Origin of the sequence: Actinomadura napierensis (assembly GCF_039529375.1) — a bacterium.
GTDB lineage: Bacteria > Actinomycetota > Actinomycetes > Streptosporangiales > Streptosporangiaceae > Spirillospora > Spirillospora napierensis.
On the sequence record NZ_BAAAMR010000057.1, the window covers coordinates 14,801 to 33,475 of the forward strand.

Sequence of the window (18,675 nt, forward strand, 5' to 3'; positions counted from 1 at the left end):
AGTGTGGTAGTGCCAGCGTAATCCAGGTCACGCCCGGACGCCACGGGCGAACTCCAGCGATTCCCGGAAGACGGCGCCGACGTCCGGCGCGTCCCGCCAGATGTGGTCCGCGCCCTCGACCTGCCGGAACTCGACCGGGACCCCGGCCGCGCGCAGCGCCTCCGCCATCCGCTCGCTCTGCGCCATCGGCACGAACCGGTCGGCCGTGCCGTGCCAGAGCTGGAACGGCGGCGCGCCCGCGTGGACGTGCGCGACCGGGCTGGCCTCGGAAGCGAGATCCGGGACGTCGCCGGCCGGCGCACCGAGCAGCCGCGCCTCCCGCGACGACGGATCGCCGGGCTCGGGCATCGCGGACAGGTCGTACACGCCGTACCAGCCGACCACGGCCGCGATCCCGGGGCCGGTGAGCGCGGCGAGCGCGGCCAGGTGCGCCCCGGCCGACTCGCCCCACGCCACGATCCGGGACCCGTCGAACCCGTGCTCGCCGCCGTGCTCGCGCAGCCACGCGACCGCCGCCCGCACATCCTCCAACTGCGCCGGATACCGCGCCTCGCCCGACAACCGGTAGTCCACGGACGCGACCGCGAGCCCCGCTTCGGCGATCCGCTCGAACGGGGACGGCCGCCAGCCGGCGAACTCGCGCCCGAAGTCGCGCCGCGTCCCGCGCTGCCAGCCGCCGCCGTGCAGGAACAGCACGACCGGCGCGCCGTCCGCGGGCGGCAGGTAAAGGTCGAGGAGCAGCGGCCGGTACCCGACCTCCGCGGCGTACTCGACGCCTTTCAGGACCCGGACGCTCACCGCGCGTCCTCCGCGGCGACGAACCGCTGCGTGATGCTCCCGACCCCCTCCAGCTCGCTGACCAGGACCTCGCCCGGCCGGACGAACCGCTTCGGGGTGCGCGCGTTGCCGACGCCCGGCGGCGTCCCGGTGAAGATCAGGTCGCCGGGGAACAGCCGGCAGACCCGCGACAGCCGGACGAGCAGCTCCGGGACGTCGTAGATCATCGACGAGGTGCGCGCGCTCTGCACCGTCTCGCCCGACAGGCTGCACGAGATCGCCAGGTCGGAGGGGTCGCCGAACGCGTCCGGGGTGACCAGCCAGGGGCCGGTCGGCCCGAAGTTCGCATGCGACTTGGCCAGGCTGAACTGCGGCTTCGCGCCCGCGAGCTGCGCGGTCCGCTCGGACAGGTCCTGGCCGAGGGTGATCCCCGCGACGTGGTCCCAGGCGTCCTCGCGGCCGATCCGGTACGTCTCGCGGGAGATCGCGACGACGGCCTCGACCTCCCAGTCCACGGTCTCGGACGGCAGCTCGACGTCGCAGACGGGCCCGGCGAGGCAGCTCGGGAACTTCGTGAACGTCACCGGCGCCGAGTCCGGCGGGTACCCGGCCTCGGCGGCGTGCTCGGCGTAGTTGATCCCGATCGCGAACACCTGCGACGGGCGCGGGACGGGCGCCCCGAGGTCCTCGACGGCGAACGGCGCGCCCTGGGCGGCGTCGAGCCGCGGGGCCCAGTCGCGGAAGGCGTCCCAGTCGGCGAACACGGCCTGCGGGTCGGCGGGGAACCGCCCGCCGCTCGCCTCCGCGACGTCGACCGCCGCGTCGTCCACCACCACGACCAGGCGGCCCTTGAGGTTGGCGATCCTCACCAGTCGACCTTCTCCGGAGCGGGCTCGCCGTGGGCGTCCTGCCAGGACACGACGTGGTTGCGCAGCGTGCCGACGCCCTCGATCTCGGCCTCGACCACGTCGCCGGGACGCAGGTAGAAGTCGAACGGGTTCGGCTGGACGGCCGCGACGCCCGAGACGGTGCCAGTGGTGAGGATGTCCCCGGCGCTGAAGATCTGCGGCGAGTGGTAGGCCACCAGGTGCGGGATCGACACGCGCATCTGCTTGGTGTGCCCGGTCTGCCGGACGTCGCCGTTCACCCGCAGCTGCATCGCCAGGTTCTGCATGTCGTCGATCTCGTCGGCGGTGACGATGTACGGGCCGATCGGGCAGAACGTGTCGATCGCCTTGCTGAAGGAGAACACGCCCGACTCCATCTCGCGGCGCTGGATGTCGCGCGCGGTGATGTCGTTGAAGACGGTGAACCCGGCGATGTGCTCGACCGCCTCGTCCGGGCCGAAGAACTTGCCGGGCTTGCCGATGATGACGGCCAGCTCCAGCTCGTAGTCGAGCTCCTTGGTGAGGTGCTCGGGGTAGACGATCGGGTCGTCCGGGCCGATGATCGCGTCGACGTTCTGGAAGAACACGATGCCCTTGTGCACCGGGTGCGACCAGTTGACGGCCTGGAGCTCCTCGTGGTGGTCGGCGAAGTTGCCGGCGGTGTGGAAGAACTTCTTCGGCGTGATCGGCGCGCGCAGCCGCACGTCCGCCAGCTTCAGCCGCTCGCCGGTCTCGCCGACCCTCCCGTCGCGCTCGAAGTACGCGCGGGTGGACGGGACGTCCAGCTCGATGACGTCGTCGCCGTCGAGCCGCCCGACCCGGCCCTCGTCAAAGGTGATCAGTTTCATGTCTTCCAGTTTCCTCGGTGAATGGGGGAGTCAGCAGGTCAGGGCCGGTCCGGACGGCCGCGGGAGGCGCGCTTCTCGATCGCCGACAGCACCGCGTTGACGGCGAGCGCGCCGACGCAGACGACCAGCACCATCGCGTCCAGCGCGGCGGCGCCGTGGTTGGTGATCTGGGTGGAGATGAACGTGCCGACGCCGTCCACCGAGATCATCAGCTCGGCCAGCAGCACGCCGAGCAGCGACAGCGCGGCGCCGATCTTCAGCGCGCCGATGATGTCGGGCAGGCAGGCGGGCACCACCAGGAACAGCAGCCGGCGCAGCCGCCCGGCGCCCATGGCGCGGCCGGAGTCCAGCACGGCGGGCTCGACCGCCGCGCCCGCCGTCATCGTCATGAGGATCACCGGGATGATCCCGTGGATGACGCCGAACGCGATCTCCGAGCCGTCGCCGAGGCCGAGCCAGAGCACGAACAGCGGGTACAGCGGCGCCATCGGCAGCGCGTACAGCACCGACACGACGTCGCGTCCGCCGAGGTAGACGTGCTTGTTGAGGCGTCCGAGCAGCAGCCCGATCGCGGGGCCCGCCACCGCGGTGATCGCAAAGGCGATCAGGAACCGGTACGTGGTGTAGCCGACCAGGGTCAGCGAGTCGCCTTCCAACACCTTCGGCAGGCCGTCGGCGACGATCCGGCTGGGCGAGGTGAGGTAGTCGCCGCCCGCGTCCGTCAGCCGGGTCAGCGCCTCCCACACCGCGACCAGCGCGGCCACGGTGCCCCAGCGGACGAGCTGGACCGCCGCCGCCTCCCGCGGCCGCGCCGTGCGCCGCGCGGCCGCGGGGGAGGTTCCGGTGATGGCCGTCATGTCACTTCGCCGGGACGATCTCGGTGCTGAGGTAGGCGTCCTGCGCCGGCGACGACGTCGCGATGCCGAGCTTCGGCAGCGCCTTGGCGTAGCCGGCCATGCCCGCGGCGCTGATGGCGCCGTCCGGGGTGAAGCCGCCGACCAGCGCGTCGTAGGTCTGCTCGGCGATCGGCTTCGGCATGCCGAGCTTGGACACCGCGAGGTCCACGGTGGGCTGCTTGTTGGCCTTCATCCAGGTCAGCGCCTTGGTGTAGGCGCCGGCGAGCTTCTTCAGGTTCGCCTTGTTGCCCGAGATGGTGGACTTCTTCGCCATCAGCACCGCGAACTGCGAGTTCGGGCCGAGGACGTCCGACGCCTTCTGTGCGATCTTGCCCTCGTGCTTGGCCTGGAGCAGGAACCCGAAGTTGACCGGCAGGACGAAGCCGTCGACGTCGCCGCGCTTCATCGCCGACATCGTCGCGGCGGGGTCGCCGAGCGGGACCTCCTTGACCTTCTCGAAGTCCACGCTGGAGGCTTCGGCGGTCGCGCGGGTGATGTAGTCGGTGAGCGAGCCGGCCTTGGAGATGCCGAGCTTCTTGCCCGCGATGCCCGAGAAGCCGGTGATGCTGGACTTCTCCGGGACGATCAGCGCCATCGGGCTCTGCCCCATGACCCCGTAGAACGCCTGGGTGTCGAGCTTCTTCGCGGCGCCCGACACCGCGTCCAGCCCGGTCGCGGCGCCGACGTCGACGGACCCGCCGGTCATCGCCTTGGTGAGGTCGGACCCGGCGCTGAAGTCGATGACCTTGACGTCCAGCCCGGCGTCCTTGAAGAAGCCCTGCTGGACGGCGACCCGCGCGGGCATCGCGTGCACGAAGTCCTGCGCCTGGACGAGCCCCAGCTTGATCGAGGTGGACGGACCGGACGAGCCGCCGCCACCGCACGCGGTGAGCGCGGCGGCGCACAGCGCCGCGACCGCGGCGATCCTTGCGGTGACCTTCATCGGGTGACGCCTTTCTGCAGCACGTGGGTGGTGAGCGAGAACAGGAGGTTGACGGCGACCGTGACCAGGCAGGCGACGACGATCCAGGCGAACAGGCCGGGACTGTCGAGGCTCTGGCTGGCGGTGCCGAGCTGGTAGCCGATGCCGGCGGCGCCGGCGATGAACTCCGACGCGATGACGGTGACGAGCGCGAGGCCCAGCGACACCCGCATCGCGGCGAGCACCGGGCCGAGCACCGCCGGCAGGACGACGCCGGTCAGCCACTGCGCGCGGGACGCGCCCATGGTCTGCGCGGCGGTGATGAGCCGGCCGTCGACGGTCGCGGTCGCGCGGGCCGCCGCGATCGCGATGGGGAAGAACGCGTACAGCGTGCCGAGGGCGATCTTGGAGTGCGAGCCGACCCCGAGCGTCGCCGCCAGCACCGGGTAGAGGATCACCAGCGGCAGCGCGTTCAGGCCGGTCAGGACGGGTTCGTAGGCGCGGCGCAGCAGCGGCGACGAGCCGACGAGCACGCCGATCGGCAGCGCGATCACGGCCGCGATCCCGAACGCGATCGCCGTCTCCTCCAGCGTGGTGCCGACCGGCTCCAGCAGCTTGGACGGCTCGGAGGCCAGGTCGGAGAGCGCCTGCCACACGTCGCCGATCGGCGGCAGCAGCAGCGGCGCGACCGCTCCCGTCCCGGCGAGCAGCGCCCACACCGCGAGGACGGCGGCGACCGTCCCCGCGTAGACGAGCAGGCGGCGCGGGGCGATCACCGGACGTCCCCGGCGTCGTCCTCCAGCAGCAGCGCCGACAGCCGGTCGGTGAGCGCGTGGAACTCCGGCGTGCGCAGCACCTGCGGCTCGCGCGGACGCGGCAGCGGGACCTCGATGACCTCCTTGATGGTCGCCGGGCGCGGCGTCATCACGATGATCCGGTCCGACAGGTACGCCGCCTCCGAGAGGCTGTGCGTCACGAACAGCACCGTCTTGCCGTGCTCCTCCAGGAGCGTGACGAGCTGCTCGCCGATCTTGAGTCGGGACAGCTCGTCCAGCGCCGCGAACGGCTCGTCCAGCAGCAGGATCGACGCGTCCGACACCAGCGCCCGCGCGATCGCGACTCGCTGGCGCATCCCGCCCGACAGCTGGTGCGGGAACCGGTGCGGGACGTCGCCGAGCCCGACCGCGCGCAGCGCGTCCATCGCCCGCGCCCGCCGCTCCGCGCGGCCGACCCCGGCGAACTGGAGCGCGATCTCCACGTTGCGCACGGCGCTGCGCCACGGGTACAGCGCGAGGTCCTGGAAGACGAACGCCACGTCCCGGGGACGCGGGCCGTCGACCGGCGTGCCGTCCACCAGCAGTTCCCCGGACACCGGGGCGAGCAGGCCGCCCACCGCGCGCAGGGCCGAGCTCTTCCCGCACCCGGACGGCCCGATCAGGCTGACGAACTCGCCCGGCCGCACGTCGAACGTCAGGTCCGTCGCCGCCGTCGTGTCGCCGTAGGCGAGGGTGAGGTCGCGGGCGGCCACCCTCGGCCGCTGAGCCTCCTGAACCCCCGAGGCCTCCCGGACGCTCCCGGCCACGGCGTTCTCCTCGCGCTGCCCCGCCATGGCCTTAGGCCCCGACCATGTTGAACCCGCCGTCGGCGAGCATGTAGGCGCCGGTGATGTGCGAGGCGTCCTCGGTCGCCAGGAACAGCGCGGTGCCCGCGACGACCTCGGGCGGCGGGATCTGGCCCATCGGGGTCTGCGAGATCAGCTTCTCGCGGCGGCCCGACTTCCAGTCCTCGCGCTCCAGCGTCGCGCCGGTCTCCATGAACCCGGGCGCGAACGTGTTGACGCGGACGGCCGGCGCGAACGCCGCCGCGTACGACTTGGTGATGCCGAGCAGCCCGTACTTGGCGGCGGCGTACTGCGGGGCGCGGGCGCTGCCGCGCACCACCACGGTCGAGCCGATGTTCACGATCGAGCCGTGGCCCTGCTCCAGCATCCGCGCGCCGAACTCGTGGGTCATCAGCAGCGTGCCCTTGACGTCGACGTCGATGACGCGGTCGAGGGACTCCTGCGTCAGCTCCTTCCACGACATCTGCTCGGTCGCGACGTCGCCGACGTTGTTCACCAGCACGTCCAGCTCGCCGGCGATCTGGAACACCTCGTCGGCCAGGGCGCGGATCGCGTCCCACGAGCCGATGTCGGCCTGCACGACGAACGCCTCGGCGCCCGCCTCGCGGACCCGCTCCGCGGTGCGCTCGGCGCCCTGCTTGGAGGAGTTGTAGTGCACCCCGACGCGGGCGCCCTCCTGCGCGGCGCGCACGGCGATCTCGGCGCCGAAGCCGGTGCCGGCCCCCGTGACCAGCACCGTCTTCCCCTCGAACCGCGGGAAGATCTTCTGAGCCATCTGGTTCTCCCTTGTCAGACGAGCGTGCGTCCGCCGTCGACGTACATGACGTGTCCGGTCATGAACGCCGCGTGCGGTGAGGACAGGAACAGGATCGGGCCGACGACCTCGGCGGGGGTGCCGAGGCGGCCCGCCGGCACGAGCCGTACGAGATCCTCTCGGACGCCCGGCTGCTCCAGGTACGCGGCGGTCAGCGGCGTCTCGACGTAGCCGGGCGCGATCGCGTTCACGGTGACGCCGTGCCGGGCCCATTCGGCGGCCATGACCCGCATCATCTGGTTCATGCCGCCCTTGGACGCCGCGTACGGCCCGTGCTTCTGGTGCGCCAGGAGCCCCGACACCGACGACAGGAGGACGATGCGGCCGCCGCCCGCCTCCACCATGTGCCGCCCGGCGGCCTGCGCGGCGCCGAACGCGGTGGACAGGTTCGTGCGCAGGATCCGGTCCCAGTCGTCCTCGGTGAACTCCAGCACCGGGCGCCGGTCGTTGATCCCGACGCAGTGCAGCAGGACGTCGAGGCCGCCCATCGTCTCGACGGCCTGCTCGACGACCGCCCGGCCCGCGCCCTTCTCGGTGAGGTCGGCGGCGAGGGTGTGCGCCTTGGTCCCGTCCGGGCCGGGCTCCAGCGCGTCCAGCCGGTCCTCGTCCCGGTCGACCACCGTGACGACCGCGCCGGCGCCGAGGTAGCCGCGGGCGCACTCGGCGCCGATCCCGCCCACGCCGAGCACCAGCACCCGGGCGCCCTGCAGGCCCAGCCACGCGGTGCCGGTGTCCGGCGCCGGTCGAATCGTCCCGTCTGCCACTTGCGGTTCCTCGCCTTCCCGAGCTAGCTTTCACTGTATGAAAGCTACTTTCACTAAGCACGAGTATGGTGTGACGCCGGTCATGGCGTCAAGGCGGGCCCCCGGCGGCGGGCCGTGAGCCCCGAGGGCGCGGGCGCCGGGCCGGACCGGTCGCGGTACCACATCGCCGCGCTGGCCAAGGGCCTGCAGGTGCTGAGCCTGTTCGACGGCGCGACGCTGTCCCTGCGCACCAGCGACATCTGCGCGCTGACCGGCATCCCGATGCCGACCGCGTTCCGGATCGTCTGCACCCTCGAAGACCTCGGCTACCTGGAGCGGCGGCACGACGGGACCGTGCAGCCCGGCGTCAAGGTGCTCACCCTCGGCTCGGCGGCGATGCGCGGCTCCGGCTTGGTGCAGCTCAGCGACCGGCCGCTGCGGCTGCTCGCCGACGCCACCGGCGAGACCGTCAACCTCGGCGTCCTGGTCGAGGACCGCGTCCTGTACCTCGCGCGGCTCCGCAACGCCGACCTCGTCACCGCCAACGTGCACGTCGGCTCGACGCTGCCCGCCACCTACACGTCCATGGGCAAGCTCCTGCTCGCCCACCTGCCGCCGGACGAGCTGGACCGCCGCATCACCGCCCCCTCCTTCGCGCCCGGCGCCGGCCCCAACGCCGTCACCGGCATGGCGGAACTCCGCGCTCAGCTGGAGGAGATCCGCCGCGACGGGTACGCCGTCCAGGACCAGGAGCTCGCGCAGGGACTGCGGTCGGTGTCGGCCCCCGTGTTCGGCTCCGGCGACACGCCGGTGGCCGCGGTGAACGTCGCCGTGTCCGCGCTGCGCCGTCCCCTGGACGACCTGCGCCGGGACATCCTCGACCGTCTCCGCGCCACGGCCGCCGACATCACCACCAGATTGAGGACGCAATGACGACCGACCCGACGACCCGTCAGCACGCTTTCACGCCCGGCGAACTCGACGGCGACCGCCTCGCGCTGTACCGCTCCATCACCGAGGGGCCGCGCGCCAAGGGTCCGCGCCTGTTCGCCCTGGTCTCGGACGACGGCGTCTTGCAGGGGCCGTTCAACGAGTTCCTGCTGCGTCCCGCCCTCGGCGACGCCCTGCAGCGGCTCGGCGCGGCCGTCCGCTACGAAGGCGCTCTCAGCGGACGGTCCCGCGAGATGGCGATCCTCGTGGTCGCCGCCCACTGGGACAGCGCTTTCGAACGCACCGCCCACGAGGCCGTCGGACGGGCCGCCGGGCTCACCGAGGCGGAGCTGGCCGCGATCGCCGCCGGCGCCCCGCTGGACCTCGACGACCCCGTCGAGGCGGCCGTCCTGCGCCTTGCCCGGGCCCTCGCCGCGGGCGACGTGGACGACGCGACGTGGGCCGCCTGCGTCCCGCCGCTCGACCGCGAGACCGTCTTCGAGGTCACCACCCTCGTCGGCTACTACGCCACCCTCGCCCTCCAGATGCGCGCCTTCCGCGTCTGAGACGGGGCCGTCGCGCACACTGGACGTCCACACGGCGCGACGGAAGGACCCCTATGCGAGCAGCCGGCGGGCGCCGATGACCACCCGGGACCGCGGCGCTGCGCTATCGCCGTGGCGCTTCATCGTCGTGTTCGGCGTGGTGTCCCTGCTCATGGACTTCGTCTACGAGGGGGCGCGGTCGATCACCGGGCCGCTGCTGGCCTCGCTCGGCGCGTCGGCGACGGTGGTGGGCCTCGTCACCGGGGCGGGCGAGGCCGCCGCGCTCGGCCTGCGGCTGGTGTCCGGCCCGCTCGCCGACCGCACCCGCCGGTTCTGGGCGCTGACCATCGCCGGCTACGCCCTGACCGCCGTGTCCGTGCCCGTGCTCGGGCTGACCGGCGTGCTGTGGGTCGCGTGCGCGCTGGTGGTCGCCGAACGGGTCGGCAAGGCCGTCCGGTCCCCGGCCAAGGACACCCTGCTCTCCCACGCCACCGCCACCACCGGCCGGGGCCGCGGGTTCGCCGTCCACGAGGCGATGGACCAGATCGGCGCCCTGATCGGCCCGCTGACGGTGGCGGGCGTCCTCGCGGTCACCGCTGGCGGCTACGGGCCCGCGCTCGGCGTGCTGGCCGTCCCCGGTGTCGCCGCCCTGGCCCTGCTGTTCTGGCTCCGCGCGCGCGTGCCGAATCCGGCGGAGTACGAGCCCACGCCACCGGCCGTGGACGCCGGGCCGCGAGGTCAGGACGCCGCGCCGCCGCTGCCGCGCTCCTACTTCGTGTACGCGGCTTTCACCGCCGTCACCATGACGGGGTTCGCGACGTTCGGGGTCCTGTCGTTCCACCTCGTCCGCCGTCATCTGCTGGCCGCCGACCTCGTGCCGGTCCTGTACGCCGGGGCGATGGCCGCCGATGCCGTCTCCGCGCTCGCCACCGGCTGGCTCTACGACCGCGTCGGCCCGCGCGCGCTCGTCGTCCTGCCCGTGCTTTCGGCGGCCGTCCCCGCTCTGGCGTTCACGAACTCGGTGGCACTGGCGGTCGCGGGCGCCCTGGTCTGGGGCATGGCCGTCGGGATCCAGGAGTCCACGCTGCGCGCGGTCGTCGCGGACCTCGTCCCGTCCCGGCGCAGGGCCACCGCCTACGGGATCTTCGCCGGTGTGCTCGGCGTCGCGGCGCTGGCGGGCGGAGCGCTCACCGGCGCCCTCTATGACCAGTCGGTCACCTTGCTGGTCGCCGTGGTCGCCGCGATCCAGGCCGCCGCGCTCGTCCTGCTCGCCGTATTGCGCGGTCGCGCCGCCGCACGATGAGTACCCGTGCGGCCTGCGGGAAGGACCTGCGCGGGCGAGCCCCGGCCGAGGTTCGCCGCTGACGGTTCCGTGCCGAGCGAGCGGAAAGGACCCGCCATGCCGTCAGATCCCGACCCGCCGCCCCGGGACGGCCCCGGGACGGGCGAGGGCGCGGCGCGGCCCGGCACCGATCCCATGGTCGTCGTCGACCGGCTGCACGTCAGCTACCGGGTGCTCGGTGCCGAGACCGGCTCCCGGGGAGCCCGCCGGCTGCTGCGCCGCGGCCGGCCGCGGCCGCGCGAGGTGCACGCTCTGCGCGGCGTTTCGTTCGTCCTGCGCCGCGGCGAGTCGGTCGGCGTGGTCGGCTCGAACGGCTCCGGCAAGACGACCCTGCTGCGCAGCATCGCCGGGCTGCTGCCGAGCGACCGGGGCCAGGTGTTCACCTGCGGGCAGCCCGTCCTGCTCGGCGTGAACGCGGCGCTGATGAACGACCTGACCGGCGAGCGGAACATCGTCCTCGGCTGCCTGGCGATGGGCATGCCGCTGCGCGAGGTGCGCGAGAAGTACGACGACGTCGTGGAGTTCTCCGGGCTCGGCAAGTTCATCGACATGCCGATGAGGACGTACTCGACGGGCATGGCGCAGCGGCTCCGGTTCGCCATCGCCACCGCGCAGGCCAGCGAGATCCTGATGATCGACGAGGCGCTCGCCACCGGCGACGCCCGGTTCCGGCGGCGCAGCGAGGACCGGCTGAAGGAGATGCGCGACCAGGCCGCCACGGTCGTCCTGGTCAGCCACAGCCTCGGCACCGTCGAGGAGACCTGCGACCGGGCGATCTGGCTCGACCACGGCCGCGTCCGCATGGACGGCCCCGCCGCGGACGTCATCGCCGCCTACCGCGGCGAGCACGACTGACCCGCGGCGGCGACCCGGCAAGCCGGAGACAGGTCAGACGAGGTAGATGACCAGCAGGGTCAGCCAGAGGACGGCGAGCCACCCGTCCGTCGCGGCCCGGAGCCAGCGCGGAGCGTGGCGGACCTCCATGAAGCAGCGGATGATCAGGCGGCATTTGACGAGGCCGAGCACGACGATGGCGGCGACGAGTTCGTTGCCCAGCGTCGTCGCGGTCTGGGATTCGCCGGGGGTGAGGAGCCAGGCGAGGACGGTCGCGGCCGTCAGGGCGGCCCAGGCGATGAAGACGGTCCGCTTGTCCTTCCTCAGGAGCCGGTCGTCGGGTGCGCTCACGCGGGTCACCTCATCAGGTAGAGGAGGGCGAAGATGACGACCCACAGCAGGTCGACCATGTGCCAGAACAGGACGCTCTGCTCGACGATCGTGGGCCGTCGCCTGCGGGGGTTGCGCAGCTCGCGGACCGCGACGCCTAGGACGAGCAGGCCGAGGGCCAGGTGGACGAGGTGGACGCCGGTGAGAACGAAGTAGAAGCTGAAGAACTCGTCATGGATCGTGTGGCCCCGGCTGATCTCGGCCTGCCACTCGTAGACCTTGATCAGGGTGAAGAGGACACCGCACGCGCCGGTGGCCAGAAGCAGCCGCTGGGCGTGCCGCAACGCCCCTTCCCGGACGGCGAGCACGGCGAGGGCGGCGAACAGCGAACTGGTGAGCAGGACGACGGTGTTGATGACGCCGATATCGACGTTCAGGTGCCGTTGGGAAGCGGTGAACTCGTCGGTCGACATGGCGCGGAAGACCATGTAGGTGACGAAGTAGCAGCCGAAGAAGAACAGGTCGCCCAGAACCATTACCCACATGTCGACATCGCCGGGCAGGCGTCGTTCACGGGCCGGCGGTTGAGTTCGCGTCGTCGTGCCGGGAGCGGTCATCGGGTGCCCTCCGCCCCGTAGAGGGCGGGGGTGTGCGCGGTCTCGCGGCCGGCGGCCTTGCGCAGGAGGACCAGCAGGCAGGCGATCCACAGGCCGAAGATGACGATGGCGATGTAGAGGGTGATCATGCCGTTCCAGGCGAAGGCGCCGGAATGGTGCAGCCACATCTGGCTGGCCAGGATCTCGGTGACGATCTGCCAGACGGTGACGTAGGCGAACCATTTCGGGAAGATGCGGTTCTTGTCGTAGAAGACGGCGATGGCCAGGACGGTGTAAGCGGCCGTGAAGCAGCCGAGAGACCCGTTGTACGACAGCATGCCCAGGTCGTAGAGCAGATACAGGATGTCGGGAGAGCGGTCGGGGCGGAACGTCGCGGTGAGCCAGCAGACCAGCAGCACCTGGAATCCCGGGACGGCGCCGACGCCCATGGTGGCGATGTAGGTGTAGGCGAGCATCTTGCCGGATGACATCCGCTTCATGAAGTAGCCGATGATGCCGTTGGAGATCGCGGCGCCTCCGGCGATCACCAGCAGGAACACGAAGCCGACCTGGATGCCCAGGTGGTGCTTGTCGAACCAGGCCGCGGCCTGCAGCCCGGTGACGTCGGGGCGGGGCGGTGGTGTGGCGCGCCCCAGCAGGCATATCCCGACCGACAGGGCCGTGTAGAAGACGGTGAACGCCCAGTAGACCAGCCAGACCTCCCGCTTGCCCGCGCGCTTCGGCTTCGCAGGCTCGTCGGCCCCCTCTTCGGTGGGAGCGGCGTCTGTGTCCGTCACGACGGCGCCCCCTCCTGCTCGGCCTGATGGCGCAGGGCGGCGCGCAGGACGAAGAACATCACCACGGCGAAGAGCGCGAAGGCGCCGTTGCGCAGCCAGAACGACACCAGGCCGTCCCATGCCAGGGGACCCTCGCGGTACACCGCCGCACCCGCCGAGGGCGCCATGGCCAGCGCGGTCAGCAGCGCGTAGTGCCCCACCCATCGCGGGAAGATGGGCGCCCCGCGGTCGTCGGCGTAGACGGCCAGGGCGAGCAGTACGAACTGGGCGACCAGCATGCCGATCGGTGCGATGAAGAAGATCCAGGCCAGGTCGTTGAGCACCTGGATCAGGTCGTCTCCCCGGTCGGGCCGGAAGGCGGCCACGGCGAAGAGGACGTCCGACAGCGCGAACAGGGTCGCCCCGGCCACGACGGCGGTGAGGTAGGAGAAGGCGTAGATGTGGCTCTCGCTGCGCATCCGCTGCATCTGCACCATGATCAGCACGAAGAACGGGACGATCAGGATGCCGAACAGGTTGAAGCCGACCATGCTGAACTGGATCAGCGCGGTGTGGTCCCGGTAGAACGCCCCGACCTCGGCCGCGCTCATGTCCGGCGACATGGGCGGGAAGAAGCCGGGGAACGCGGCGAACAGCACCAGCAGGACGAGCGCGAGCACGGGCGCGGACCACAGGATCACCTGCTGGGCCCGCAGAGCCGAGAAGGACGACTCCTCTTTCGCGGTGAGGACCTGCATAGGCTTCCTCTCCTCTTCAGCCGGAAAGCAGGTTCTCCTCTAGAGGGAGGCGGGCCTGCCGTAGCTGGAGCATGCCCGGCTTCCTGACGGTAGTCAATAATCTCGATGCGCTAAGATCCCTGCTATGACGCCCGTTTCCCACGGCTCGAAAGATGACCACAGTCAGGAAAGGGCCGTCCCGGTGCGCGCGCGTTCCCACGCCAGCCGGGACGCGATCGTCCAGGGCGCGCTTGCCCTGTGGCGTACCAAGGGCTTCGCCGAGACCACCGTCACCGACATCTGCAAGGCCGCCGGCGTCTCCAAGGCGCTGTTCTACGTGTACTTCGCGCGCAAGGAAGACGTGCTCATGGAGATGGAGGTGTTCACCATGCGCGACGCGCACCTCGCAGCGCAGGCCGTCGCGTCCCGCCCCTACGCGCTCGCCGACATGATCAAGGCCGTCATCGAGGTCCTGGAGCGCAACATGCGCCGCTACCCGCCGGAGCTGGTCTTCGAAGCCGTCATCGAGACCTACCGCTCCGAACGGCGCGCCCTCGCCGGGGGTGCGACCGACGCCGACCTCGCCTTCCTCTTCCTCGACCCCTTCCAGCAGGCGCACCGCGACGGCAGGCTCCCGGCGGAGGCGGACGTCGCGCGGACCGCGCGCGTCGCCCAGATGCTCGTCGCCGACGGCATCAGGGACTGGGCCGCCGCCGGCTACACCGCCCACCCCCTGGCCGAGCCCCTCGCCCAGGAGATCAGCACGCTGATCGACGGCCGCTAGAGCTGTGCCAGCAAGGCTCGGGTGTGGTCGCGTTCGGCCTGCGCGTCCAGGCGCTCGAACGCCGCGAGGGCGCGGGCGAGTTCGGCGCGGTCGTCGTGGAGGCGCCCGCGGGCGCGGGCGAGGCAGGCCGCGGCCCAGGTGTTCTCTTCGGCGAGCGGGGCGGCCGCCGCCAGCAGGTCCGCCGCGTCGGGCAGGCGTGCCGCCGCGGCCAGTTCCGCGCCCGCCGCCCGCGCGTACGCCATGTACGGGTCCAGCGGCGCCTTGACGGTGAAGGCCGTGCGTACGAGGAGTTCGGCGGTGTCGTACCGCTCGTCGTGAAGGGCGAGGCGGGCCTCGACGAACGCCGCGACCGGTGCAGTGCCGAGCGTGCCGCCGGCCATTTCCGCGGCACGCTCCCGCCACAGCGCCACCGGCCCCGGCTCATCGAGCATCGCGCAGGCCAGCATCGTCAGGCTCACGGCCGGCAGCATCCAGAGCGGGGCGGGACGTCCGGCGCGTTCCCACTGGTCGAGCATCCGTTCGGCGTGTTCGATCGCGTCGTGGAAGCGGCCGGTCAGCACGAGGGGCTGGACGAGGCGGCTGGCCGTGATGTGGGTGTCGCGCAGCAGGTCGTCGCCGATGCCGGCGCGGGCGGCGGCCATCGCGCCGGGCAGGTCGCCGGTCATGATCGCGTAGATGCAGGCGCGGCCGTAGGTGTTGCAGATCTCCGGTGCGCAGTACGGGTCGTCGCGGTCCATGGACGGCAGCAGCGCCAGGCGTTCGCGGGTGATGCGGTCGGCCTCGCGCAGCCGTCCGGCGTGCACGGCCGCGGTCCCGGCCGCGCACAGGCCGGAGCTGACCAGGACCGGGTCCGCGGTCGCCCCGGTGGCGGCGAGGGCGGCCGATGCCAGCTCCGGGTCCGGCGCGCCCTTGCCCGGGCCGGCCAGCCACGCGCGGGCCAGCGCCAGGTGCGCCGTGACCTCGGGGTCGCCGGCGGGTGCGGCGGCGACCGCGTCGGCGAGGAAGCCGCGCAGGTGCTCGTACGGGACGGGGGTCTCGAACGCCTCGGGGTACCGGCAGGCCGTCTCGACCGCGCGGGCCAGGTCGATCGCCCGGCCGCGGTCGTCGCCGGCCCGTGCCGCCTGTTCGGCCGCCTCCAGGAGCAGGTCGTACACGTGCTGGTTGGAGGTGGTGCCGACGTGCGCGCACCCGGCGCCCGCGCGCAGGTCGCGCGCTGCCGCCGCGGCGCTCGTCGCGACCGCGGCGGCGGTCCGGTGGTGGGCATAGGACTCCAGCAGGTGGCGGCGGGCGTAGGTCAGGTGCGCCAGCGCGCTCGCCAGCCGGTGCGTCACCTCGCCCGGGCCGCCGGCCGCGGCGAGCGCGACGCGCAGGTCCGCGGCCATGGCGTCGAAGTCCTCGCGCCAGGTGGGATCGCCGATCCTGCCCTCCGTGGCGGACGCCGCGCCGGCGGCCCAGCGAAGGTGGTGCGCCCGGGTCTTGTCCTCCTCGCCCGCGGCCGTCATCTGCGCCAGCGCGAACGCGCGTACGGTCTCCAGCAGGCGCCAGCGGCTGACCCGCCCGCGCACGTGCACCACGAGGCTCTTGTCGACCAGCCGGCCGAGCAGGTCCGCGACACCCGCGCGGTCCCCGCCGACGGCGGCCGCGCCGTCCATGTCGAAGGCCCCGACGAACACCCCGAGCCGCCGGAACAGCGTCTGTTCCTCGTCGTCGAGCAGGTCGTAGCTCCACGACAGGACCGCGCGCAGCGATCGGTGCCGCTCGTCGCCGCCGCGCACGCCGGACAGTAGCCGCAGCGCGTCGTCGAGCGCCGTGAGCAGTCCCGTGGGGCCGAGCGACGTGCCCCGGGCCGCGGCCAGCTCGATCGCCAGCGGCATGCCGTCCAGCCGCGCGCACAGTTCCGCGACCACCGCGGGCTCGGCCACGAACTGGGGGTCGGCGGCCATCGCCCGGTCGTGGAACAGCCGCTCGGCGTCCGAGCCCAGCGGCAGCGGAGCGATCGGCACGCTGCGCTCGCCCGGTACGCCGAGGCGTTCCCGGCTGGTCACCAGCACGCGGGTGCCCGGGCAGGCGGCCAATATCTGCTCGGCGAACTCGGCGGCCTCGTCGATCACGTGCTCGCAGTTGTCCAGCACGAGCAGCGACCGCCCGGCGCCCAGCCGTGCCGCGACCGCCTCCTCCAGCGGCTGGTGCGAGCCCTCGGTCACCCCGAGCGCGGTCGCGACCGCGCGGGCCACGAACCCGTCGCGCACCGGCACCAGGTCCACGAACGCCCCGCCGGACGGGAACAGCGCCACGGCCTCCTCGGCCGCCACCGCGGCCAGCCGGGTCTTGCCCACCCCGCCCGGCCCCAGCAGCGTCACCAGCCGGGCCTGCCCGACCGCGGCCAGGACGGCGGCGCGCTCGGCCGCACGGCCCACGAACGTCGTCCCGGACACCGGCAGTCCGGCCACCCGGCCCGGCTCCCGCTCCCCGGCGCGGGCCAGCTCGGCCAGCGCCCACCGGTCGGCCATGCCGTACTTGCGCAGCAGCGACGACACGTGGCTCTCCACCGTGCGCACGGAGATGTGCAGCCGGTTCGCGATCTGGGCGTTGGACAGCCGCGCACCCAGTGCGGCCAGCACCTCGGCCTCCCGCCCGGAGATCCGCTCCGCCACCCTGGGCCCCTTTCCGTGGCAGCGTCCGTGGTGTTCTGCGGTCAGCACGGATGCCCGCACCCGCCTGCCGGGACGACGCTGGAGGCACCCGACAGGGGAGGACACCATGAACACCCTAACCGCGCGCCCAGCCGCAGATCTGGACGAACTCGTCACCGCCGTACGCGGCGCGGTCGCCCGCAACGCCGGCTGGCGCGAGACCGCCTCGTACGTGGGGGACGCGCTCCGCGAGCACATGCCTTCGCCCGGCCTGCTTCCCGCGGACCTGTTCGGCGGCGAGCGCGGCACGTACCGCAGCCACCGCCTGCACGTGGAGCCGGACGGCTCGTTCTCGATGGTGGCGATCGCCTGGCAGCCCGGCGCGCTGACCCGCATCCACGACCACGTGACCTGGTGCGTCTTCGGCGTCCTGACCGGCGTGGAGTACGAGGATCTCTATACCCTCTCCGACGACGGCACGTCCCTGATCGAGGCCGGCAGCAACCCGAACCTGACCGGTGAGGTCAGCGGCTTCGCCCCGCCCGGCGACATCCACCGCGTCCGCAACATCGGCGACGAGATCGCCGTCTCGCTGCACATCTACGGCACCGACCTGAGCCGCATCGGCTCCAGTGCCCGCCGCTTCTACGACCTTCCGGTCCAGAGCTGACAGGAGACACGACATGACCACGCCGAACGAGACCACCGAGATCCTGAACCGTCCGCTGAGCCAGGAGATGCTGGCCCGCGACATCGCCCGCCTGGCGTACGTCGCCGAGGACGGCACGCCCCGCAACGTTCCCATCGGGTTCAGCTGGAACGGCACCGAGATCGTCATGTGCACCGCGAGGAACGCCCCGAAGCTCGCCCACCTCACCCGGAACCCGGCGGTCGCCCTGACGATCGACACCGAGGTACACCCGCCCAAGATCCTGCTCATCCGCGGCCTCGCCGAGCTCGACGTCACCGACGGCATCCCGGACGAGTACCTCGAAATGAACACCACCTACCAGATGACGCCCGAGCAGCGGGTCGAGTGGGAGGCCGGGGTGCGTTCGCTCTACCACGAGGGCATGGTCCGCATCGTCGTCACCCCGACCTGGGCGAAGCTGATCGACTTCGAGACGACCCTCCCGAGCGCCGTCGAGGAACTGTTCCAGCAGCAGGCCGCACGCCAGGCGTCCGAGTCCTGAGGGCAGGGATCATGACACTTCAGATGGACCATGTCAGCATCGTCGTCGCCGACCTCGAGGCCGCCGTCGCCTTCTTCACCGAACTCGGCATGGAACTGGAGGGCAGGGCCCCGATCGAGGGCCGCGCGGCGGAGCGGGTCAACGGGTTCGACGACCTCCGCGCCGAGATCGCGATGATGCGGACCCCGGACGACCACGGCAGGCTCGAGCTGACGAAGTTCCACTCGCCGGCGGCGATCAGCGCCGAACCGGACCCCGCACCGTCGAACACGCTCGGCATCCGCAGCATCATGTTCGAGGTCGACGACATCGAGGGCACCGTCGCCCGCCTCCGCCCCCACGGCGCCGAACTCGTCGGCGAGATCGTGCGGTACGAGGACGTCTACCTGCTCTGCTACGTTCGCGGCCCCCAGGACGTCATCGTCGCGCTGGCCGAGAAACTCGGGTGACCTGCGCTAAGCCGCCGA

At 72.2% G+C, this 18,675-nt stretch carries 22 protein-coding genes; 8 read left to right on the forward strand and 14 right to left on the reverse strand.

Annotated elements, in window-relative coordinates; genetic code table 11:
• Window positions 1-27 precede the first annotated feature (27 nt).
• The 9 genes from ABD296_RS28140 to ABD296_RS28180 are packed head-to-tail and all read right to left on the reverse strand — an operon-like array spanning window position 28 to window position 7,529.
• On the reverse strand, window positions 28-798 hold the full coding sequence (locus tag ABD296_RS28140) for an alpha/beta hydrolase (RefSeq protein WP_344273488.1): 771 nt from the start codon (window positions 796-798) through the stop codon (window positions 28-30).
• The gene (locus tag ABD296_RS28145; RefSeq protein ID WP_344273491.1) at window positions 795-1,646 is read right to left on the reverse strand and encodes a fumarylacetoacetate hydrolase family protein; all 852 of its coding nucleotides are present in this window, start codon (window positions 1,644-1,646) and stop codon (window positions 795-797) included. Before ABD296_RS28145 ends, ABD296_RS28140 begins: the two co-directional genes overlap by 4 nt.
• On the reverse strand, window positions 1,643-2,512 hold the full coding sequence (locus tag ABD296_RS28150) for a fumarylacetoacetate hydrolase family protein (protein WP_344273494.1): 870 nt from the start codon (window positions 2,510-2,512) through the stop codon (window positions 1,643-1,645). The genes ABD296_RS28145 and ABD296_RS28150 overlap by 4 nt, the downstream gene beginning before the upstream one ends.
• A 38-nt stretch (window positions 2,513-2,550) precedes the next feature.
• Window positions 2,551-3,369, reverse strand: coding sequence for an ABC transporter permease (locus ABD296_RS28155; protein ID WP_344273497.1), 819 nt, complete (start codon window positions 3,367-3,369; stop codon window positions 2,551-2,553).
• A 1-nt stretch (window position 3,370) separates the two neighbouring features.
• Window positions 3,371-4,351 (reverse strand): ABC transporter substrate-binding protein, encoded by a 981-nt coding sequence (locus tag ABD296_RS28160; RefSeq protein WP_344273500.1) that lies wholly within the window; start codon window positions 4,349-4,351, stop codon window positions 3,371-3,373.
• A complete protein-coding gene (locus ABD296_RS28165) occupies window positions 4,348-5,106 on the reverse strand; it encodes an ABC transporter permease (protein WP_344273503.1) in 759 nt (252 codons plus the stop codon). Before ABD296_RS28165 ends, ABD296_RS28160 begins: the two co-directional genes overlap by 4 nt.
• A complete protein-coding gene (locus ABD296_RS28170; protein WP_344273506.1) occupies window positions 5,103-5,912 on the reverse strand; it encodes an ABC transporter ATP-binding protein in 810 nt (269 codons plus the stop codon). Before ABD296_RS28170 ends, ABD296_RS28165 begins: the two co-directional genes overlap by 4 nt.
• Window positions 5,913-5,943: 31 nt before the next feature.
• The gene (locus ABD296_RS28175) at window positions 5,944-6,726 is read right to left on the reverse strand and encodes an SDR family NAD(P)-dependent oxidoreductase (RefSeq protein ID WP_344273509.1); all 783 of its coding nucleotides are present in this window, start codon (window positions 6,724-6,726) and stop codon (window positions 5,944-5,946) included.
• Between the two features lie 14 nt (window positions 6,727-6,740).
• A complete protein-coding gene (locus ABD296_RS28180; RefSeq protein WP_344273512.1) occupies window positions 6,741-7,529 on the reverse strand; it encodes an SDR family NAD(P)-dependent oxidoreductase in 789 nt (262 codons plus the stop codon).
• A gap of 114 nt (window positions 7,530-7,643) precedes the next feature.
• Here ABD296_RS28180 and ABD296_RS28185 point away from each other — a divergent pair, with 114 nt between their 5' ends.
• From ABD296_RS28185 to ABD296_RS28200, 4 genes are all read left to right on the forward strand, one after another.
• A complete protein-coding gene (locus ABD296_RS28185) occupies window positions 7,644-8,441 on the forward strand; it encodes an IclR family transcriptional regulator (protein ID WP_344273515.1) in 798 nt (265 codons plus the stop codon).
• Complete coding sequence (locus tag ABD296_RS28190; RefSeq protein ID WP_344273518.1) at window positions 8,438-9,004, forward strand: carboxymuconolactone decarboxylase family protein; 567 nt, start codon at window positions 8,438-8,440, stop codon at window positions 9,002-9,004. The genes ABD296_RS28185 and ABD296_RS28190 overlap by 4 nt, the downstream gene beginning before the upstream one ends.
• A gap of 76 nt (window positions 9,005-9,080) precedes the next feature.
• Window positions 9,081-10,286 (forward strand): MFS transporter, encoded by a 1,206-nt coding sequence (locus ABD296_RS28195; protein ID WP_344273521.1) that lies wholly within the window; start codon window positions 9,081-9,083, stop codon window positions 10,284-10,286.
• Window positions 10,287-10,382: 96 nt separating this feature from the next.
• Window positions 10,383-11,180: an ABC transporter ATP-binding protein gene (locus ABD296_RS28200; protein WP_344273524.1), complete on the forward strand. Its 798-nt coding sequence runs from the start codon at window positions 10,383-10,385 to the stop codon at window positions 11,178-11,180.
• Between the two features lie 33 nt (window positions 11,181-11,213).
• Here ABD296_RS28200 and ABD296_RS28205 read toward each other — a convergent pair whose 3' ends face one another.
• The 4 genes from ABD296_RS28205 to ABD296_RS28220 form a co-directional block, all read right to left on the reverse strand.
• Entirely contained in the window at window positions 11,214-11,510 is a 297-nt protein-coding gene (locus ABD296_RS28205; RefSeq protein WP_344273527.1) for a cytochrome C oxidase subunit IV family protein, read from the reverse strand.
• 5 nt (window positions 11,511-11,515) lie between these two features.
• Window positions 11,516-12,034, reverse strand: coding sequence for a cytochrome c oxidase subunit 3 (locus tag ABD296_RS28210; protein WP_344273530.1), 519 nt, complete (start codon window positions 12,032-12,034; stop codon window positions 11,516-11,518).
• Between the two features lie 68 nt (window positions 12,035-12,102).
• Window positions 12,103-12,882 (reverse strand): hypothetical protein, encoded by a 780-nt coding sequence (locus ABD296_RS28215; protein ID WP_344273532.1) that lies wholly within the window; start codon window positions 12,880-12,882, stop codon window positions 12,103-12,105.
• Window positions 12,879-13,619 (reverse strand): hypothetical protein, encoded by a 741-nt coding sequence (locus ABD296_RS28220; protein ID WP_344273534.1) that lies wholly within the window; start codon window positions 13,617-13,619, stop codon window positions 12,879-12,881. Before ABD296_RS28220 ends, ABD296_RS28215 begins: the two co-directional genes overlap by 4 nt.
• Window positions 13,620-13,800: 181 nt before the next feature.
• Between ABD296_RS28220 and ABD296_RS28225 the strand changes: the two genes are divergently transcribed.
• Window positions 13,801-14,382: a TetR/AcrR family transcriptional regulator gene (locus tag ABD296_RS28225; protein WP_344273537.1), complete on the forward strand. Its 582-nt coding sequence runs from the start codon at window positions 13,801-13,803 to the stop codon at window positions 14,380-14,382.
• On the opposite strand, the gene ABD296_RS28230 is transcribed toward ABD296_RS28225, so the two are convergent.
• A complete protein-coding gene (locus ABD296_RS28230; RefSeq protein ID WP_344273540.1) occupies window positions 14,379-17,036 on the reverse strand; it encodes an ATP-binding protein in 2,658 nt (885 codons plus the stop codon). The two genes, ABD296_RS28225 and ABD296_RS28230, sit on opposite strands and share 4 nt — an antisense overlap.
• Window positions 17,037-17,142: 106 nt before the next feature.
• On the opposite strand from ABD296_RS28230, the gene ABD296_RS28235 reads away from it, so the two are divergent.
• The 3 genes from ABD296_RS28235 to ABD296_RS28245 are packed head-to-tail and all read left to right on the forward strand — an operon-like array spanning window position 17,143 to window position 18,657.
• Window positions 17,143-17,685, forward strand: coding sequence for a cysteine dioxygenase family protein (locus tag ABD296_RS28235; protein WP_344273543.1), 543 nt, complete (start codon window positions 17,143-17,145; stop codon window positions 17,683-17,685).
• A 13-nt stretch (window positions 17,686-17,698) separates the two neighbouring features.
• Window positions 17,699-18,208, forward strand: a complete 510-nt coding sequence (locus tag ABD296_RS28240; protein ID WP_344273546.1) for a pyridoxamine 5'-phosphate oxidase family protein — start codon at window positions 17,699-17,701, stop codon at window positions 18,206-18,208.
• 23 nt (window positions 18,209-18,231) lie between these two features.
• On the forward strand, window positions 18,232-18,657 hold the full coding sequence (locus ABD296_RS28245) for a VOC family protein (RefSeq protein WP_407061519.1): 426 nt from the start codon (window positions 18,232-18,234) through the stop codon (window positions 18,655-18,657).
• Window positions 18,658-18,675 lie beyond the last annotated feature (18 nt).

What these genes read in the sequence shown, in the direction of transcription:
- ABD296_RS28150 (WP_344273494.1), bottom strand. Translation starts at nt 2,512, where the DNA reads ATGAAACTGATCACCTTTGACGAGGGCCGGGTCGGGCGGCTCGACGGC.
- ABD296_RS28155 (WP_344273497.1), bottom strand. Translation starts at nt 3,369, where the DNA reads ATGACGGCCATCACCGGAACCTCCCCCGCGGCCGCGCGGCGCACGGCG.
- ABD296_RS28160 (WP_344273500.1), bottom strand. Translation starts at nt 4,351, where the DNA reads ATGAAGGTCACCGCAAGGATCGCCGCGGTCGCGGCGCTGTGCGCCGCC.
- ABD296_RS28175 (WP_344273509.1), bottom strand. Translation starts at nt 6,726, where the DNA reads ATGGCTCAGAAGATCTTCCCGCGGTTCGAGGGGAAGACGGTGCTGGTC.
- ABD296_RS28190 (WP_344273518.1), top strand. Translation starts at nt 8,438, where the DNA reads ATGACGACCGACCCGACGACCCGTCAGCACGCTTTCACGCCCGGCGAA.
- ABD296_RS28195 (WP_344273521.1), top strand. Translation starts at nt 9,081, where the DNA reads ATGACCACCCGGGACCGCGGCGCTGCGCTATCGCCGTGGCGCTTCATC.
- ABD296_RS28200 (WP_344273524.1), top strand. Translation starts at nt 10,383, where the DNA reads ATGCCGTCAGATCCCGACCCGCCGCCCCGGGACGGCCCCGGGACGGGC.
- ABD296_RS28210 (WP_344273530.1), bottom strand. Translation starts at nt 12,034, where the DNA reads ATGTGGGTAATGGTTCTGGGCGACCTGTTCTTCTTCGGCTGCTACTTC.
- ABD296_RS28220 (WP_344273534.1), bottom strand. Translation starts at nt 13,619, where the DNA reads ATGCAGGTCCTCACCGCGAAAGAGGAGTCGTCCTTCTCGGCTCTGCGG.
- ABD296_RS28235 (WP_344273543.1), top strand. Translation starts at nt 17,143, where the DNA reads ATGAACACCCTAACCGCGCGCCCAGCCGCAGATCTGGACGAACTCGTC.
- ABD296_RS28240 (WP_344273546.1), top strand. Translation starts at nt 17,699, where the DNA reads ATGACCACGCCGAACGAGACCACCGAGATCCTGAACCGTCCGCTGAGC.
- ABD296_RS28245 (WP_407061519.1), top strand. Translation starts at nt 18,232, where the DNA reads ATGGACCATGTCAGCATCGTCGTCGCCGACCTCGAGGCCGCCGTCGCC.